The sequence below is a fragment of the Exiguobacterium sp. SH0S1 genome (assembly GCF_004337165.1).
GTDB classification, from domain to species: domain Bacteria; phylum Bacillota; class Bacilli; order Exiguobacteriales; family Exiguobacteriaceae; genus Exiguobacterium; species Exiguobacterium aurantiacum_A.
In genome coordinates, this window is sequence record NZ_SJVC01000002.1 from 144,130 (window position 1) to 163,021 (window position 18,892).

Genomic DNA, 18,892 nt, shown 5'->3' on the forward strand with positions numbered 1-18,892 from the left:
TCACCTTAGAGCGTGATGTTCGCTTTCGTATGGTTGTAGAGGTTGCCGTAGTTGACGACGGTGACGTCTCCCTCTCCCTTGACGATGTTGCGTGTGTCGAAAATCATCGGCTGGCGCATCGAACGCTCTAGCTCGGCGAAGTCGAGCGCTTTGAACTCGTTATGGTCGACGAGGATGAGGACGAGGTCCGCCCCTTCGAGCGCTGCTTCTTTCGAGACGAGGTCGAAGTGTTTCGATGAAGATACAGGGACGTGCGGGTCATGGACGGCGACGTTCATGCCTTGCTCAATCATCATCTCGATGATCTCGACGGCCGGGCTCTCGCGCATGTCGTCGACGTTTCCTTTATACGTCACGCCGAACGCCGCGATTTTCGCGTCGGTCTGTCCTGATACGAGTTTTTGAACGTTTTCGACGACGTAAGCCGGCATCGACACGTTCGTATCACGTGACAATTTGATGATTTTTGCAAGTTCAGGCTGTTTCGCGACGATGAAGTACGGGTCGACTGCGAGACAGTGCCCACCGACACCCGGTCCCGGGCTATGAAGGTTGACGCGCGGGTGCTTGTTCGCCATCTCGATCACGTCGAGGACGTTGATGTCGAGTGCGTTACATACTTTCGCAAGTTCGTTCGCGAGCGCGATGTTGACGTCGCGGAACGTGTTTTCCATCAACTTAGACATCTCTGCCGTCTTCGCGTCCGTCTTGATGATCTCGCCTTTTACGAACGTGCCGTATACTTTCGCGCCGGCTTCTGAACACTCAGGCGTGATGCCGCCGACGATGCGGTTGTTGTAAACGAGCTCATGAAGAATTTGTCCCGGAAGGACACGCTCTGGGCAATGGACGAGGAAGATGTCTTCGCCGACCGTGAAGCCTGCTGCTTCGACGAGCGGTTTGACGTGGTCGTCCATCGTACGTGGGGCGATCGTCGACTCGACGATGATGACGTTGCCTTTCTCGACGTACGGAAGGACGCGTTTCGTCGCTTCTAATACGTAGGTAAGGTCGCACGATTTATGCTCGTCGTCATTGTTTGGTGTCGGGACGGCGATGATGAACGCGTCCGCTTGTTCCGGTTCGAGTGATGCACGGAACTTGCCTTTCGCGACGACGTCTTTGACGACGTCCCCGAGGCCTGGCTCTTCGATGTGGATCTCGCCACGGTTCAACTTATCAACGACTGACTGATGGATGTCCACGCCGAGCACGTCGACGCCATATTGCGCGAAGACTGCAGACGTCGGGAGTCCAATATATCCTAATCCGATTGTACAAACTTTCATGATTCATATCCTCCATTTTCAATCCGTACGGTTTTCGCACGTTTACTCTTTCGATCAACACAAAGCAAACAGATTATACTACCGTACAGTCCGATAATCAATACTGTCTCTCAATTCAATCTCACATAGGAGAAATTCTACCGCAACGGCAGGTCATGGTCAAATTACAACATGACTACATTTTCGGTCAACAAACGTCACACGCTTGTCTTCTTCCTATTATATACCTGTGTTTCTAAAAGCACATCGGATCGCCTCGGCGGTCATCGCAAAAGGACGAAGCAGACTTAGCTGCTCCGTCCTTTACACAAGATGGTCATTAACCCATTTCAAACCTCTATATGCGTAACCTAAGGGAAGGTTTGCCACTTGATTTTACCATAACTAAGACGAAATAGAACAGTCTTTTCCTTATATATGCGTTTTTTTCAAATAACTATACCCGTTTTTTTCAAATGACCAAAGAGAAGGCGACCGAAGGGAGTTTCGGTCGCCGCAAGACTGGCGTGTCTAATAAGCTCTCTATCAAAATACCCGTTCCCCTTATTTCAAAACCGGATTTAGACACAAATTTTCAACATAATGGATGTTATGTGTAAATCAGGGCTTGTTTCACGTTAGAAAGTACGGATTGGCACACACGTCCAGAATGATGCCGGTCGAAAGGCTTTAGGCTATATCATGGTGCAGGAGGTGCCGATTTGCCATAACATCCATTATGCTCGAAACACCTAGGAATCCAATACGGGCCCGAGTCAGGACCGACCGATGACGATTGACGAACAGATTGAAAACTGGGAACCGATGATTTATTACGTGATCCGGATGCTGCATGTCCACCCGAACGAAGTCGACGATTGTGCACAAGCTGCACGCATCGCCTTATGGAAAGCGCTCCTCGACGGGCGCACGCTCTCGAAGACGTACTGCTACGTCCGGATACGCGGTGCCGTCCTCAACTATCGCGCGAGCCGAAAACGCGCCCTCGAGCATGAAGTGACGAAGACGGTGCTGCCCGAAGTCGCCTGTAGCGACATGTCCGTCGTCGAGTTCTTCGACTGGGCCTCGTCCGTTTTACCGCCCCGACATTATACGTTACTCTGTCATCTCTTAGACGGCCGGGAGGAGGAGCTCGGCTATTCGCCGAGCCGCCTCCGTGCCTATAAGGCCGAGTTAAGAAAAAAACTGATCGAGGAGGAACGACGATGACATTTAAAGATGCGGTCGCAAGGCATCTCGCTTACTTGGAGGCGACGAACCATGCGCCGAGCACGATCAAAAACGCGACATACAAATTCAACCAGTTCGAGACGATCATGGAGCCGATTCACGGGGCACCGCTCCTCTTGTCCGCCTGCACCGAGCGAGAAGACGTGATCCCGTACGTCACCGAGATGAAGCACGGGCGGAGCGGACGGACGCTCAACAACTATTTAAGCGCCCTGCGCACGTTTTACGATTGGGCGATCGAAGAAGGACACGTCGCGACCAATCCGTTCAAGAAGATTTATGTCAAAGACGAGCGCGGCGAGAGCGATATCCCGCTCACGAAGGCCGAAGTCGAGGCGACGCTCGAGCGGGTGAACGACCCGGTCTACCGCGCCCTCCTCACCGTCCAATACTACGCCGGACTCCGTGTCAGCGAAGTGACGCACTTGACGTTATCCGATGTCGACTGGACCCGGAAAGTGCTCCTCGTCCGCAAAGGGAAAGGGAACAAGACGCGGACCGTCCCGATGAGCCAGGCGCTCGAAACGTGTTTGGCGACGTACATCGAGGAGGACCGTCCCCGAAAGAAAGACGTCCCCTACGTCTTCCCATCGAAGCGCGGGCGCGTGATCAGCACGACGACGCTCAACAGCCATTTGAAGGCGGCCGCCCTTGAAGCGACCGGGCTCGAGAAAACGTCGCACAAACTGCGGCGCGCTTTCGCCTCCCAGTTTTTAGAGGCGACAGGTGAAGAGATGCTCCTCGCCGACATCCTCGGCCATGAGAATTTGAACACGACACGACAATATGTCATGCCGAGCGAGGAGAAGAAACGGGCCGCCGTCGAGAAGATGATGCGGCAATCGTGAGCTGGATCAAATCAGAGAAACGGAGAAGAAGCGTTCTCCGTTTTTTGCTTGCCAACCGTTACAAAATACAATATAGTTAATTTGTAATCACATCTAATCACATATTAAGGAGTGGGGAAAATGAATACCGATAAACAAGTATGGATCGTCCGCCCGTTACCGCACGGCAAGAACCGCATGCAGGAGTTCTTACAACAAGACCGCATCGCCATCGGCTATCCGGCCGGAACGTCTTTTGCCAACAAAGGTGTCGAGGATTTGCGTCTCGCCCTCGAACAGAAGGGATGGGAGACGAGCTTGAAAAATGTCACGCAGTTCATGCTGAAGTTTGAGATCGGTGACTACGTCATCGTGCCGGATGATAATCAGCAAGACGTCTATATCGCCGAAGTGACGTCCGACTATATTTATGAAGGTCAGTTCGACTCGAAGGACCAAGGGTATCCACACCAACGCGCCGTCCGCTGGCACTTCGATAAAAAACCGTTGGCACGCCAGACGTTACCGGACGAGCTGCGCAGCTCGCTCCGCTTCCCTGGGGCCATCGCGAACATCGCGAAGCATTATGAGATTGTTGAGCGGCTCATCTCCGAGGAGGATACAACGGGCGTCACGCAAGGTGAATCGGTCACACTACATGAGAAAGCCCGTCGTGTACTTGATCACTTGCTCGACCATGAGGACCCCCTCGTCCGTCTGCGCGCGGCTGAAATCGTACTCCAAAAATGACAAGAGGGAGGCTGATGAAAAATCATCAACCTCCCTTTTGTCATTCATCGGTTCAACATATGTGTCAGTTACTTCTTCCCTTGTATAAGATAAGCCCGCTGAAGGCGCATCAGCGGGCTTATCTTATACGGCTTGGTTTAAGACATAGACGTCTTTTGCGAGCGACGCCATGTCTTCCTGGCTCAAAATCGAGTTGTTGAAGTCGTTGTAGGAGAAGGCGTGCGCCGCAATTTTTTGCGCAATCACGGCCTCACTGTCTGCTGTACGACAAGTCGGGAAGTCGAAATCGAGTGCTTGAGCGAAATGTTCGACCAACTCGTCGTAACGTTCGAGTCCAGTCAACGTCAACATGTAACGTCCTTTTTTCGGGCGAGAGAGCGCGCCTTGACGGTACAATCGTGACAGGCAACCGCGTACGATGGCTTCCTTATTTTTTGCGCGACCTGGTGTCAGTTCGCTCCAATGAGTGAGGTTTTTGCGAAGCCGAATGGCGACCGTATCAATCCAGACGACTTCTTTTCCGGCTTGCTCCAATTCAGTCATCGTTTTTAAAGCGAGATAATCGAATTGAGAACCGATGAAGAAGCCTTCCTCCCGTTCAAGTGTGAATCCGTTGCTTGTTGTCATATGTTTTCCTCCTGTCGAATGTTGTGCGCCTTGCTTACATCTCGACTATACGCTAGGGATTCAAGTGATCGATAGGTTCATGATATAGGGAAAATATCCCCTAAAAATCCATCCTATTATCGACTGAATTTATGTTATAAGCTAAAAATGTAAGGTAAAACCAATTCAATAACCAGGAGGAATTTTAATGAATCCAATCCACAAGGAACAAGTAGAACGAACCCACGTAGACTTCGTAAACATGTGCGGAGCATTTTCAACAAGCAAACAACAGTCAGCTAGAAAATCGGTGAATGCAAGATTCCTTACCAAGGTCATATTTGTCACATGTCTCGTCAAGGAAAAACCAATTCCAAAAAACCTTAACTTTTCATCGCTTGCCTATTGGAATAAAAGTGCACTGGTTGAACACAAAGATCAGTTAAATTCGTTGCTGGGAGACACACTAGCCCGGAAGACTTTATCTTCATTGCTCAACAATCCATTTGCCCCGTTTGAGAACAGCTCGATGGATGACGAACAAAAAATCAGCGCATCTCTTCAATTCATGGAAGAAATCACTGACGTCTTATATATTTATTTGGATAATACAGAGTTATACGAGGAAGGGAGTCTCGTTTCGGAAGTCAACCGATATTTGGATAAATCAATGCGCTTCAACGCTGACGTGTTCTACACCAACTACCTCAACTTTCAGAACCACAAAGAACTAGGAATAGTCGAGACATCTGACCCTTCCATTGCGATGTATGAACCTTCCGATTTCAAACAGATCCTTTATCGAACATGGGAAGCATACATCGAAGGGAAGACTGTTCCCCAGCAAATCACTGACCTCATGTTCGACTCAACATTCGATGACGAAATGGACAAGCTGTTCAATCGCCTCTTCTTCACAAAAGGCAGACTTAAATTTTTCACTTATCCTGTTCTTCATAGCACATCGAAAGATGGAGAGGAAAGTCCGTTTGTATTAATCGCGTTACCAAAAGCGGTACGTGAGGGGTTCGAATGGTCCGTCATTCATATACAGAACAGAGACGAGACCACCATAAACATCGATCAGGTTCCGTTCCATGGACTGCCATTCTATTTAGAGAATGTACTCCATTCAGCTGGAATCGATGAGTTGACGCGAGCACTAGAAGATCAGGCGAAACAATTCGTAAAAGTATAAAGCGACCAACAAACCCGTCATTCCTGTCTAATCAAGGAATGACGGGTTTTTCTTAATCCGGACAACATTCAATTAGTGCTTGCCTGATCATAAAAGGGAGGACGTTGATCATGCAACGCCCTCCCTTTACTCTATAGTTCTCGGTCAGCGCACGACCTTCACCGACAGCTTCCGTTCCAAATAATCACGATGTGTCATCTTGATCGTCACCGTCGTACCTGCTTTGAGTTTCGGAATCGTCAGACGATACGTGCTAAACGAGCTGACACGGTCAGGTTTGCTGATGGCTTTCGATCCGACATAGGCTTGTACGGTCGCGCCGGGTTGTCCCATGCCATAAGCCACCGTCTGCGTCGAGCGAATCGGATTGACCGTCATCGTCTGGATCAAGTCCAATACACGGACAGTCTGACTTCGCGCCACATAGCCCGGCTTCTCTTCGACGAGCGTAATCACGGTACTCACCGGTTGCGGCGGAATCGCCATCGAGAATGCGCCGTCTCTTCCGACCGGTGTCGGCTCGCTGATGGCTTTCGTCCCGGCATAGGCCGTCACCGTCGCGTCAATCATCCCGACCCCTCTGACCACATCCGAGCGATAGGTCGTCGGACGGACCGACATCACTGGTAAGACCCCTAACGTCTGAATCGTCTGTTTCGCCCCCCGGTACCCGGTTTTCCAATAGCGGAGCTCGACCGAGGTGCCGAGCGGTTGTCTCGGCATGTTCAAGGTGACTCGAGAAGAGGCACTCGCCGTCGCCGTGCTGACGATGTTGCCGCTCACGACTGCTTGCACGAATGTGCCGGCTGGTGCCAGCCCGTGTAGCGTCGTGCTCGAAGTTGTGAACGTTGCCACAGCCAAATCCGAAAACCGGTCCAACATCGCCGGTTTATTCAAGCGGAACGTATCCCCTTGTGCATTTGTCACATGCAAGTTGACGGGATCTAACGGTAAAGGAAGGTGCGAGATATTGAACGTCCCATCTCCTGCCAACTCTTGTTTGTACGTCTCTTCCCCCGCGACGAGGGTCACTTCTCCGCCTGGCATGCTCGGCACGACTTTCCCTTTTGTGCGAAGATCCCCTTTCGTCGCGATGCGGTCCAACGTCACAATCCGGGGCAAGATCACGGCTCTACTGGTCCCTTTGCCCGAATCCATCACGCGAAGCTCGACCGTGCCCGTCCCGAGTTGACTAGCCGGGACCTTGAATTCACCTTTCGAATTTGGATACACAGTCACTTGCCCTTTATTGCTTCGGACGCTCAGACCGACACCAGGCTTGACCACGCCCGTCAAGTCTTGCGTCGACAACGTCGGTACGTCGATTTGTTTAATGAATTGACGCATCACCGCCTCGACCGGCACGTCGTAAGTAGAACGGATGCCCGAACTGTCAATTAATGTGAACTTCCACGATTGACCGACGACAAGCTTCGCCGGGATTGGGACGTCAATTTCCCCTCTTGCATCTGCTTTTTGTGTCAGCATGAGCTTGTCACCGTGGCGCGCCTCTAACGTCGTTCCAGGCCCGACACTCACTTTCAAACGGTCGATATAATCATCCCAGTTAACCGGGAGTCGTTCTGCTTCGAAACGTTTCATCGCCTCATACGTGACACGGCCGGCTCGGTCTTTCACGCGCAGAACGAACTGCTGCGTCGAGACATACGGATGCGTGAACTGATAGGAAAGCACATCTTGGTTGACGACCGTACCTTCCGCGACCCGCGTCTCTTTCCCGGTCTCGTCTTTCACCAACAATTCGACTGTCTCGTCCGACATACTAAATGGACGATTTGTGAAGATGGCTTGTACTACTTTCTTATTTTTATACCAACTGAACGTCCGAGCTGAGACGGTCAACGTCTTCACATTGTCGGCATTTCCATCCGTCCAATACTTGATGGTCTCACCGTCTCGGAACGGCTCCTCGAGATCGATATCGAGCGTCCCGCCATGACTCTCGACGGTTTGTTCGTAGCGTTTCCCGTCTCGTTCGACCACGACGACATCACCGAGTTGGACACTCCCAAACGAGAGGGTACGACTCCCTTCGTAGACGTCACCACGATGAACGACGTCCGCCCCGATTCGTGGGACATCGGCTTTCGTCGTCGCGGTATTGCCGTTCTGATCGGTCGCCTCGACTTCCACGCGGCGTATAGATTCGAAATCATATAGCCGTACCGTCTCGTGTTCTTGTTTCCACGTCGAGCCCGGGAAGGACCCTGTCTGAAGCAACTCCCCCGTCCCGTCAAACGTTCGATACGTCAAAGTCGAGGTCGGTTCCGACATCGAGATGATGAGCGTCGTCCAGTTAGTCCGTTTCACCGCTTCGATGACCGGCGGAAGGACGTCCTTGACTTGAACCGTATGGCTATAACGCTGTGTCCCACTCGCATTTGTGACCGTGATTGTCATCGCATCTGACATCTGTTCGATTGGCAGGCTGAACGAGCCGTCGGCCGCGCTCGTCACGCTTTCGCCGTAGTCTGTCGAGACGGTCAAATTCGGCCCGGTCTTGCCGTTGATGACGGTGTCCGCGTTCGTGAGCGGTTCAAACGTCGCCGTTTTTCCGGTGACCGTGTCAGAGAACGAGACACGCGCCCCCGTCTCGTCCTCGATATCGACCGTGAAGCGGTCTCCTTCTGCGAACTCATTGCCTGGTAGCGTATAGATATAGTTACGGTTTTGAGCTTCAGTGCGATTCAGTGTGTACTGTCCGAACGCCCCATTCTTTCGCTCGAGCAACAGCTTCGCCGTCGGCACGGTCGTCTTTTCCTGGGCGAGTAAGACACGAAGCTCCCCGTTCGTCAACGTATATGTCGGCTCGGGGAGCGGACGCTCGTCGACGAGCTTGAACACTTTCGTCTGCATGGATAATTGTGGCGCCACGTCCAGCGCTTCGACTGTGACCGCCGCATTATGGGCGAGCGGAGGAACGTTGACAGAAAAATTCCCGTCTTGATCCGCGCGACTGCCGACAAACACTGATCCGTCATTGACACGAACGTACGTGTGTGGCTTCGTCTTCCCGGTGACGACCCAGTCGAGCGCTTTCGGCTCATCGACTTCAAACGAGAGGGTCTCTACCGGGATTTCAAAATCATTTGACCCGACCGAGAGGTAAATCATACTCGGTGCTCGGCCGTGGAAGCTGTCGATGCTGCACATGAACGTATTCGGGTGCTGGCCATAGCAACTGTTTCGGGTCGATGATAAATCGGTGCGATACGAGACCGCGTCGCCGCTCGCCCGCCATCCTGACACTTTCCCGTTCCACTGGTCGACAGGCAGGACGAGAGGCAGTGTTGCCGGTACCGTCTGGTCGTATGTAAACGTGTGCTCGTCCTGAATCACGCCCGCCACCGTGAACACATAGCGGCCCGACTTGCCGACGTATGGGAGGAAGGCACTCTCGGCGAAGGCGAATTGGAACACCCCATCCGCTTGCACCCGTGTCTGGGCGATCGGCGCGACCGACTGAGGCGTCGTGTTGCCGTCCTCGAGAAACACCAGTCTCACTTCGACACCAGGCAGACTGCGTCCATATAACCGAGCGCGTTCGGTCGGTGCCTCAAATAGCTCGAACGGATAAGCGGACGGTTTCGACAAATCAAATTCGACCGTCGGAGACGTCAAACCGCTATAAGACGTGTACGCCTTATACACTTCTCCTTGACGGGCGGGCACACGGACGACGCCCGTCCCGTCATACACGCTTCCTCCGACAAGGATGGACAGATTCGTCTGATGCGAATAGAAGTAGGCATCACTTCCGCTATGCCCGAGATAAAGCGGCGGCTCCAACTGCCCGACGCTCGCCGAGAAGAATTGTTCGCGAACCGGTTCGTCCGCATCTGTCGTGAACAGACGGATCGATGGTCCGACGGGATCGGACAATTCAAACAAAAAATTCCCATCCGCATCGGCCGTCGTTTCGACATATGACTCGTTCGAGACGAGCCCGATAGTCGAGCGTGCCAGCGCCTGCCCCGAGATTTGCGTGTCGGTGGCGGCAAACGGTTCGACACGGCCGAGCTCGGCCGCGCCGACAAACGGGATGCCTTGGACTACCGGGGCAAGGATCAAACAAAAGATGATCATCACCTTCCATGATTTGTGTATAACTTGACTCATTCTATCTCCTCATTTCCAATATTGTTCATTAATTATATTTTAACCCATAATAATGAAAAAAACATTCGGTTTTGGGCGTTTGAGGAAAATAGGATTGAATCAGCAGGTTGAAACATACAACTGCTTCCATTCGGGCTACAGTTCAATATTCTCGCACGACTGCTCTCTTGTCTTTAAATCACTCTGTCGTCGGTACGTTCCACTCGCGAACGCTAGAGTAAAATGGCTCTTACGCATTGTTAGGGAATAATGTCGGACTAGACCACTACAGAATCTACTAATATATTAATATATATTTTAGGAGGGCTCATACAACACCTTGATCCGCAACAATCTGAAACTGGCCCGCCCATACATGATGCGTTTGATCAATTTGAGCCGGTTGACGTGACCCTCGACGAGACCGTTGCTCTCAGGATTTTCACAAGCGTTCTTGATTCCTGCTGATTCTTTGAGCAGTCGCCGGACGAACCTGATAGTGAAACGATTCCTGCGTTCGAACTCTGACGTCAACAGGACGAGCATACCCGATCCGTCCATGTGCCGGATCGACTCGCGAAAGCTGTGGACGAAACAGAAAACAGGCCGAAGTTCCGGGAAGCGGATCAAGAGCTTGTCGACGACCTCTCTGCGCTCGGGAGCGTCTCCCATATGCCATTTCCACAGGTATCCGAGTGCGCGTTTCCGGGGAATGAACGGAGGCTCGGGATAACAGGATATGTTTCGGCGGTCGCGTCGTACTGCTTCCACGGCCAGCCGGACGGCCCGGGAGGCGGCTGTGTATCCTTCACCCCTCACTGTCTCAAGGATTTGCTGCACCGTGAGGTGTTTTTCCTCCAGTTCGAGGATGCGTCCCTTCCACTGTTGGACCACGTGTGATTTGCTCCTCCTGCCCCATATGATCGGCGCTTCACGATTGATGTCGTTGTATACCGTGTTCCGGCTGATCGCAAGGCGGCGAGCAATCGAGGCAATTGATTCTCCTTCTGCCCTTGCCCTTTTGATTTCAAGCGCGCGATGCCAGGTCGGATGGTCCCATCTTTTCCGTTCTGCTTCATCCTGATGCGGGTTCGCGTCTATCCGTTCTTCCTCATCCAGGAAAATCTTGTTCGGCAGGATGGACGTGATCGCCGTTTCATACAATTTCCAAAGGTTCTGGACCAGATGAAAACGATCGAGGACGTCGATGACCGGATGGGATGTCAGACGGACTGCCTCTGCATAAGGCAAGAAGCGGTCTCGAGACACCAAAATGATCCGTGGCTGATTGTCGAGCCATTCCAACACGGCCCCCGTATCTCGCGACGGCAGTAGGTCGATTGGACGACCTGTTCTCAGGTCGCAGATGATCGTCCCATACGTATGTCCTTTCTTTAGTGAAAAGTCATCGATCCCGACGAAAGGGGCTCGTCGCCTCATTGACGCTTGTCTTGTAGACCAGACGGAGCACGGCATCGTGGCTGATCCGGATGCCGAACTGTGAACAGACCCGCTCGGTCTGTAGGGCGCTCATAGAAAAAGCGAGCGCTCGTATCTGCGAGTCCAGACGAGAACTACGGCGGGTGGGGATAATCCACACCGACCGTGGGAGCGAGTTCAACAATAGACTCGTCAGCGACACGTTGCGCAGCTTCGGTATCCGTCACTCATTCAGCGACAAAGGATGTCCTTGCGATAACACAGTGTCAGAGGCGATGTACAAAGTAATCAAAACAGAGTTCGTCAGAAAGCGAAACTTCCCGAACCTAACGGTCCTCGACCGTGAATTACGTGATTACATACATTGATTCAATAACATCAGAGTTCATGGAACATTGGGCTACCTAACGCCGAGGGAGTACAAACAAAGATACCTCTTCGAAATCGTCTAATTAAGTGTTGACAATCCACACGACCATCCTACGTGTACTAGACGTGCCACGGGCAATCTATTACCGTTGGGTCAAAGAACCGGTGAAGCACCCTTCGGTGCTAGAGCAAACAATCGTCGAAATATGTAAGCTTACGAAGTATCGATATGAACATCGAAATATAAAGGCCCTGTTAGAGCAAAGCAATGAGTTGGCAGCGAACCGGAATACCGTACAAAGAATCATGAAAAAGTACCATCTCCAGTATCGGATCAAGCCCAAACGAAAATGAAGGTCTCAGGGTGAGAGCATCATCATCCCCCCTGACCTTCTCAAACGAGACTTCACGGCCAGTGGACAGAATAAGAAGTGGGTGACGGACATCACTTATATCCAATACGGGAGCACGACGAAATACCCCTCCACGATCATCGACCTATTCAACAATGAGATCGTTGCCTATAAGCTATACGAGCATCAACAGACGCCCCTCGTCATCGATACGTTAAAGATGGCGTTGGAGAGCCGGGGCAACCCCGAAGGGGTCATCATCCATTCAGATCAAGGAAGTGTCTATACCTCATATGCCTTTCAAGATTTCGTCAAGAGCAAACATCTGACGAGCAGCATGTCTCGAAGAGGCAACTGTTGGGACAATGCGGTGATCGAATCATTTCATTCGAACTTGAAGTCTGAGGGCTTCCAGTATGTCAAATTCAACTCGTTAAGCGACCATGAAGTGCGTGAACGGATGAATGATTACTTAACTTACTACAACGAAGAACGTATCCAAGAAAAATTAGGCTACCTCACACCGATAAAATACGGTGTGGTGGCAGCCTAATCAAGGTGTTTTTATTAGTATATCATATCGCTAGGTCGGTCTAGTCCAATCCCCCTTTTTTCTTTTCACGCTCGGATAGAGCGGAAGTTTCCCAGTATCCTTCCACGCTATTGCATCGTTTGAATCTTTTTACCTTTCTATAAGTCAATGAGACAGGAGAAAATAGAACAAAAAAAGGAGTGACATCCTAATAGAATGCACTCCTTTTTTTAATATATTACCTTTTAATTTTCATAAAATGTATTACTTTTCACTCGCAATTAACATTTAAAGTGAATACCTCATTTAGAAATTAAACTTAAGGTACTGTAATAACTTCTACAGGACTCGCGGCTTCATTACCGAACAAGTCAGTAACTTTCGCAACTGTTACATCTGCAGTAAATGTTGCAGCAACAGCACCTGTGTTACCTACTGTTAAAGTTCCAGCAGCCCAAGAGAATGTGAGTTTGTCTGCAGTTACACCTGAAACAGCAGCTTTGATCGCATTCTCAACAGCTGTTTTTGAAGATGCTGACAATACTTCTGAGAACTCTACATCATCACTACCAGCAGCAGCAATAGATGCAGCAGCAGCTGTTGTCACAGTAGGTGGCACTTCAGCATTGATTTTTACAGTTAATGTATCAGTTAAACCTCCCTCAACAACACTAAGCGTGATAGCTTTGCCTGCACTGAACTGCGTGTTAGCATCAGCATCTGTTAAAGTGAATACACCAAGGTTTGTAGTTGAGAATTTATCAGCTCCATCACCGAATGTAAGAAGGTTCACTGAATTCAAGATGAAATCTTTAGCAACTGAAGTGTAAACTCCATATTGGTCTTTAGTAACAACGAATACTTTAGAAGCATCTGGAGTATTAACCATTTCAGTTCCAGCGATAGCAGCTGCACGGTTATCAAATGTTAGCGCAGTAACATCTTTTGTACCTGTTGGCAATTCATAAGGGTTAGCAATCGTAGGTGCGTTATCAAGAATGCTCATTTCGACTGCTTTAGGTACTACTTTAGAGATTGTTACATCTTTTGAAATTACTTTTACACCACTTGCTGTGTTGATTGTTACTTTAATAGTGTCAGTAACCGTTGTCGCTGTACCAAAGTCAATATCATCAGCATCTACAGCTCCGATAACAATTTTGTTATCTTGCGCATCAATAACCACATTACCAAGAGTTGCGTCAGCGAAGTAACCTTTCACTGAGTCTACCGATAGGATTTGAGAAGCTGGAATAGCATATTCATTTCCATTTGCATCTTTAGCTGTGAAAGAAAGAGCGGCAGCGTATGCACTTGAACCGTTGATTGGCGTATCAGATGCGTCAGAAGCAAACAAGGTAGGTACATCGTTTACAGAGTAAGTCAATCCTTCTGCATTGTTAGCAACAACTGTGAAAGTATTTTCGTACTGACTAACAACTTCGTTAGAAGCGTTTAATAATTCAACTGTTACTTTTGCAGTACCAGCTTTACCATCAGTTGCTGAAACTGTAACCGGGTTAAGAGCTGACTCATCAGATCCAGTAGTACGGTTGGCTGTAATAACTCCTGCATCACCAGTAAGATCTTTCACTGACACTTTCCAAGTGAGATCAGCATTGTCAGAAGCAGTTACAAGATCACCATATTGATCTTTGAACTGATATGCAACAGCAGTTGTAGCACCAGAAACCAAGTTTGTTTTTACTGATTTTGGAGCAACAACTTCAACAACTTTACGTGCCGCTTTAACTTCGTAGTTAGCCGAAGCAGTTTTTCCAGTTGGTGACGTTACTACAATTGTACCTACTCCAGCAGCACCGATTGCTGAAGTGTTAACAATTTTTCCATAGTTCTTGCTTGTTGAGTCTGTATCGATAGCGAGAGCAGATCCAGCAAATGAACCTGTTCCTGTAATTACAAGTCCTGCAGAAGCGATTTGCTTAGCAGTCATTGTTTCACCGAATTGGTTGACCACAGTGATAGGCAAGACAAATTTGTTAGCAACATCACCATCAGCGACAACATTAGCTTCAAGTGCACCTAATGTTACAACGTCAGCTTGTGCTGGTTTAACGATTTCGACAGTCTTGGTAACTGTTTCACCAGTTGCATTAACAACCAATGTGATTGTTACTGATTTAGCGATAGTCAAAGATGTAGTATTTAAGTTAACTACTGGCTTACCGTCAACGTCCGCAAATGTTGGAATTACTGAAGCATCTGAAGACAGTACAGTTACACCGCTCAATTTAGCAGCCTTATCAAGATCGTTACCGTACTGATCTTTAGCCATAACCGGAATTGTTGCAGCAGAAGCGGCTCCAGTGTAAATACGTGTAGTATCTTTCGGAAGAACAACTTCACCTAGTTGTAACGTTTTCACAGATGACACTGCACCTACAGTGAACGTGCTAGCTTTGCTTGTTCCAGTCACTGAATCAACAGCTGTAATCAAAATCGTCTGGTTTGCAGCAAAATCAGAGGCACCAGCGAGGTCGATAGTCAACACGCCATTTGAGTCGTTCAAGCTATCAACAGCAACGTTTGCAGCCCAGTTAATGTTGTTAATCAACGAAGAAGCTGAACCTGTAATATCTGTTCCGTATTGATCGTAAGCTTTGAATCCAACAGTTGCAGTACCAGTTCCTGTTTTAGCTAACACATCACCAGTGAATTCGATTTCACCGATTTTTTGTGAACCAACGATTGCTTTAGCAGAGTTAGTTCCTGCTTCAAATTTCCCGCCAGTTACTGTAACTTCGTATTCACCAGCAACAAGGTTAGTTGAAGAAGACAATTCAACAGACTTTTTGTCCTCAGATAGTTTAGATGTTAAAACTACTGAAGTTACTCCACGTTTTACAGAGAATGAAAGTCCATCTAAAGAAGTGAGCTCTTGGTTAAGGTTAACGCTTAGTGTTTTAGCATTAATCGCCTTAACTTCTTCAACTGTCGGCATTTTAACTTCAAAGTCGAATGCTTTTGATTCTTCATCACCAGAACGGAGGATGAATGAATGCTCACCATTTGGAATGTCTTTCGCTTCCACTGTAAGAAGGCCATCTTTAACTTCAGCATCAAATGCGAGTTCTTCCGACTCATCTTTACCTGGGAAGATTACGAGTTCAACTTCTGCGTCTTTTTCAAGGTTCGCTACTGCAGCTGTGACAGAAAGTGTATCTTCTTTCACTTCGCTTTGTACTTTAGAGAACGTTGGAAGAACCGCGAAGTCGAATGATTTCGTTTCTACATCACCAGAGCGGAGGTAGAACGAGTGCTCGCCGACTGGAAGCTCGTCAGCTGAAACTGTTACGAGACCGTCTTTGACGTCTGCTTCGATTTCGATCGCTTCGTCAGCGTCTTTACCAGGCAAGATTACGAGTTCAACTGTTTCGCCGTCTTGGAGGTTTTCAACTTTAGCCGTGACTGAAAGTTTATCTTTCTTCACTTCGCTCTGTACGTCAGAAATTTCAACCGCTGCTTCTGCGTCTGCTTCTACTGTGTAGAGCGCTGACGTTACGACTGTGCGGCCGTCTTTCGTGTATGAACCTTTAACGAAGAATGTACCTTCTTTATCAGCAACCGGTGCTTCTTCCCAGTTGATCTTGTTCGGGTAGAACTTATCAACGAACTTGATGTCGAGGCGCTCAGGAAGTACTGGCTTCTCTCCAAGTTTGATGACTTGTGGTTCTGCCTTCTCAGCGAAGATTGGGTAGTTGAGCAAGTTGACTTGCATTTGGATCGGACGTTTTTGTGATCCGACTACGCCGTATACTGTTTGGAACTTGTTGATTTGGTTCCAGTTGATTGTTGAACGGTCCCACACGATGCGTGAAGATCCGTAAGTTGATGGAAGGACGATTTCGCCTCCGCGGAATGATTGTGCCTTGAGTACTACTGGGTTTACTTTTGCTGCATCAGCTGTAATAGCTGGTGATACTGCCGCTGCAGTCACTGCGAGTGCTGCTAACGATGTTACGAGCTTCTTAGACTTCGCCATCTTGTGTAAATCCTCCCTTAAATTATGTGCATTTTTTGTCACTGTCCCAAAACTCCCCTTGTCTCCTTGAGCCACGCCAAACATTCAATATGTATGACACGATCGTCGTCCTCAAAGATTGCTGAGCCAGTGGTAGACCAAGGCTTTCGCCTTGCAGTATTAACCAAGTATTGACTTGGAAAACCTTACATTCATAATATACAGAACGCTTCCAGTTAGCACAAGACTTTTTTTCCTCAAAAAGGGTAATGAAATTGAATTTTGGGTTTTTTTATACAATTCATTATCTCATTGCCAACTTTTTAAAAAGACTAAAAACAGCTTAAAACCAACGTTTTCGTCATAATTCGACAATAAGAGAGTAGTTTAATTGTAATTTTATAACTTTTATTCAATTTTATTCTTTAAGTTAAAATTTACATATGTTTTTCTGTCGTTAAATTATTTACCATCCATAAAAAACATATTTTCTCATTGACCAAACTTTAAAAGAAAAAAATACCAGCGATTGCGCATAAAAAAAGGCTTCCTTCACATATATAATGAAGGAAGTCTTTTTTATACTCAGTAGCCGGCGTATTGGAGGGCTTCTTTGATGGCCCGGCGCTCGGAAGCGCTCAGGAACCACGTCGTATATCCGTTCGTCCCGTCGACGACGACCGTGACGTGCTTCGTCGAGCTGCGGATCGCCTTGAGCGCCTCAAGGAGACGGGCGTCCGGAACCATCTGCACCATCTCATAGTTAGCGGAATCATCATCCGCGATCTCAGCATCGTAATACAAGACGTTGTCGCGCGTCATCGGCAACCAGTACGTCTTGCCGTCGACGATGAACCGGAGACGCCCTATCTCGATGAACTCGTTCCCTTCGATCGAGACGTTCACCTCGATCGCCATCCGGTCTTTCGTCGGCTGTCCGAAGAAAATCGGTGCGACCGACAACGCCTGGCGCGGCGCCCCGTAAATGTTGAACGTGTCCTTGTGCAGGACGAGACGCCCGAATGCCTCGGTGTCGATCCGGTAGAAGTTCTCATAGAGCGCGCTCTGCACGACGATCGTCCGGACCGCACTCGTGTTCTTGGCCCCATCCATCGCCCGGAGCGAGAGTTGACGGTTGATCGGCTGACGTGGGAACGTCACCGTGAACACACCTGAGGCGTCCGCCTGCGCCCGATACACGTTCGTCCCGCTAGTCAGCACGAGCGTCGCGTAAGGCTCCGTCTTGCCGTTGACCGAGGTCGACGTCGTCTTGAGGATACTCGTGACGACCGGGATGGCCGGCGCCGTCTTGTCAGCTAGGATCGTCGACACAGTCTCAGCGCTCGTCCCTGATGACGTCACTGTCACCGCTCGAATGACCGAGCCGGCCCGTTGCGGTAACATGTTGAAGCGGTAGACGCCTTTACTGTCATAGACGCCTGTGAACTTGCCTTGGTTGACCGAGAATTTCACCGTGGCGCCTGGCGTCCCCGTGAAGACGATTTGGCGTGACGTGTTATAGACCGTTGCGATTTTTGGTGCGACCGCAGCGCTCGGGTCTTGTCCGACCGTTACCGTCACGCGTTCGCTCGTCGTCGTGCCCGAGACGAGTGTGACATGGATCTGTTTTCCAAGCGGTTGTGTGTTCATCGCAAACGTCGCCTTGCCGCTCGCGTCGAGTTTGCGGTCATACACCTTGAAGCCGAAATCGATTTTCGCGAGCGCGTTCGGCGCGCCCGTGATTTCGAGCGATTTCGAAGCGGTCGTCGGTGTCGATACGCTAAGTGACAGTGTTTGGGCAGACTCGGTCGCCATGACGTGGGTCGCTGGTACAAACGTCCCGACGAGCAGACTTGCCGTCAATCCTAAAGCTGGAATTGTTCGTTTCATAAGTTCGTGATCCCCTTTAATAAATGAGTGATTTGGACTACATTTTTTAGTATACGACCATTCGATTCAATTGACGAGCAATTTCTAAATTATTGAATTATTTTTAAGTATTTCCTTTGCTCGTTATTCAAAAACCGCCCTTTTGCGCAAAAGGCGGTCCTCGTCATTGGATACTATAGTGATACCGATACGGCTTCTTCGTCTTGTCATAGGGGAAAATATAGCAATATTCATCAGACCAATACTCCAGACCCGCTGCTGTGTGGCTTACAGAGCCTACATAAGTATGGTGGAAAGTTCGGGATAC

At 49.3% G+C, this 18,892-nt stretch carries 13 protein-coding genes; 7 read left to right on the plus strand and 6 right to left on the minus strand.

Annotation, left to right across the window (positions count from 1 at the left end):
* Positions 1-5: 5 nt before the first annotated feature.
* Positions 6-1,289, minus strand: coding sequence for a nucleotide sugar dehydrogenase (locus EVJ20_RS07520; protein ID WP_131507653.1), 1,284 nt, complete (start codon positions 1,287-1,289; stop codon positions 6-8).
* 768 nt (positions 1,290-2,057) lie between these two features.
* On the opposite strand from EVJ20_RS07520, the gene EVJ20_RS07525 reads away from it, so the two are divergent.
* The 3 genes from EVJ20_RS07525 (at position 2,058) to EVJ20_RS07535 (ending at position 4,096) form a co-directional block, all read left to right on the plus strand.
* Positions 2,058-2,498 carry a sigma factor gene (locus EVJ20_RS07525; protein ID WP_131507655.1) on the plus strand — a complete coding sequence of 147 codons (441 nt, stop codon included), beginning with the start codon at positions 2,058-2,060 and terminating at the stop codon, positions 2,496-2,498.
* A complete protein-coding gene (locus tag EVJ20_RS07530; RefSeq protein WP_131507657.1) occupies positions 2,495-3,367 on the plus strand; it encodes a tyrosine-type recombinase/integrase in 873 nt (290 codons plus the stop codon). Before EVJ20_RS07525 ends, EVJ20_RS07530 begins: the two co-directional genes overlap by 4 nt.
* A 120-nt stretch (positions 3,368-3,487) precedes the next feature.
* On the plus strand, positions 3,488-4,096 hold the full coding sequence (locus EVJ20_RS07535; RefSeq protein ID WP_131507659.1) for a hypothetical protein: 609 nt from the start codon (positions 3,488-3,490) through the stop codon (positions 4,094-4,096).
* A 123-nt stretch (positions 4,097-4,219) separates the two neighbouring features.
* Here EVJ20_RS07535 and EVJ20_RS07540 read toward each other — a convergent pair whose 3' ends face one another.
* Positions 4,220-4,723 (minus strand): hypothetical protein, encoded by a 504-nt coding sequence (locus tag EVJ20_RS07540; protein ID WP_131507662.1) that lies wholly within the window; start codon positions 4,721-4,723, stop codon positions 4,220-4,222.
* 187 nt (positions 4,724-4,910) lie between these two features.
* Here EVJ20_RS07540 and EVJ20_RS07545 point away from each other — a divergent pair, with 187 nt between their 5' ends.
* On the plus strand, positions 4,911-5,900 hold the full coding sequence (locus tag EVJ20_RS07545) for a hypothetical protein (RefSeq protein WP_131507664.1): 990 nt from the start codon (positions 4,911-4,913) through the stop codon (positions 5,898-5,900).
* 144 nt (positions 5,901-6,044) lie between these two features.
* Here EVJ20_RS07545 and EVJ20_RS07550 read toward each other — a convergent pair whose 3' ends face one another.
* Complete coding sequence (locus EVJ20_RS07550; protein WP_131507666.1) at positions 6,045-10,040, minus strand: hypothetical protein; 3,996 nt, start codon at positions 10,038-10,040, stop codon at positions 6,045-6,047.
* Positions 10,041-10,337: 297 nt separating this feature from the next.
* Entirely contained in the window at positions 10,338-11,459 is a 1,122-nt protein-coding gene (locus EVJ20_RS07555; RefSeq protein WP_161568097.1) for a transposase, read from the minus strand.
* A 275-nt stretch (positions 11,460-11,734) separates the two neighbouring features.
* Between EVJ20_RS07555 and EVJ20_RS15380 the strand changes: the two genes are divergently transcribed.
* The 3 genes from EVJ20_RS15380 to EVJ20_RS07570 all read left to right on the plus strand — a co-directional run bounded on the left by EVJ20_RS15380 (position 11,735) and on the right by EVJ20_RS07570 (position 12,734).
* Complete coding sequence (locus EVJ20_RS15380; protein ID WP_442899273.1) at positions 11,735-11,827, plus strand: IS3 family transposase; 93 nt, start codon at positions 11,735-11,737, stop codon at positions 11,825-11,827.
* 181 nt (positions 11,828-12,008) lie between these two features.
* Positions 12,009-12,182 (plus strand): IS3 family transposase, encoded by a 174-nt coding sequence (locus EVJ20_RS15385; protein WP_442899274.1) that lies wholly within the window; start codon positions 12,009-12,011, stop codon positions 12,180-12,182.
* 21 nt (positions 12,183-12,203) lie between these two features.
* Positions 12,204-12,734 (plus strand): IS3 family transposase, encoded by a 531-nt coding sequence (locus EVJ20_RS07570; RefSeq protein WP_328591036.1) that lies wholly within the window; start codon positions 12,204-12,206, stop codon positions 12,732-12,734.
* Between the two features lie 298 nt (positions 12,735-13,032).
* On the opposite strand, the gene EVJ20_RS07575 is transcribed toward EVJ20_RS07570, so the two are convergent.
* Positions 13,033-16,716 carry a hypothetical protein gene (locus tag EVJ20_RS07575; RefSeq protein WP_131507676.1) on the minus strand — a complete coding sequence of 1,228 codons (3,684 nt, stop codon included), beginning with the start codon at positions 16,714-16,716 and terminating at the stop codon, positions 13,033-13,035.
* Positions 16,717-17,280: 564 nt separating this feature from the next.
* Positions 17,281-18,585 carry an Ig-like domain-containing protein gene (locus tag EVJ20_RS07580; RefSeq protein WP_131507678.1) on the minus strand — a complete coding sequence of 435 codons (1,305 nt, stop codon included), beginning with the start codon at positions 18,583-18,585 and terminating at the stop codon, positions 17,281-17,283.
* Positions 18,586-18,892: the final 307 nt, after the last annotated feature.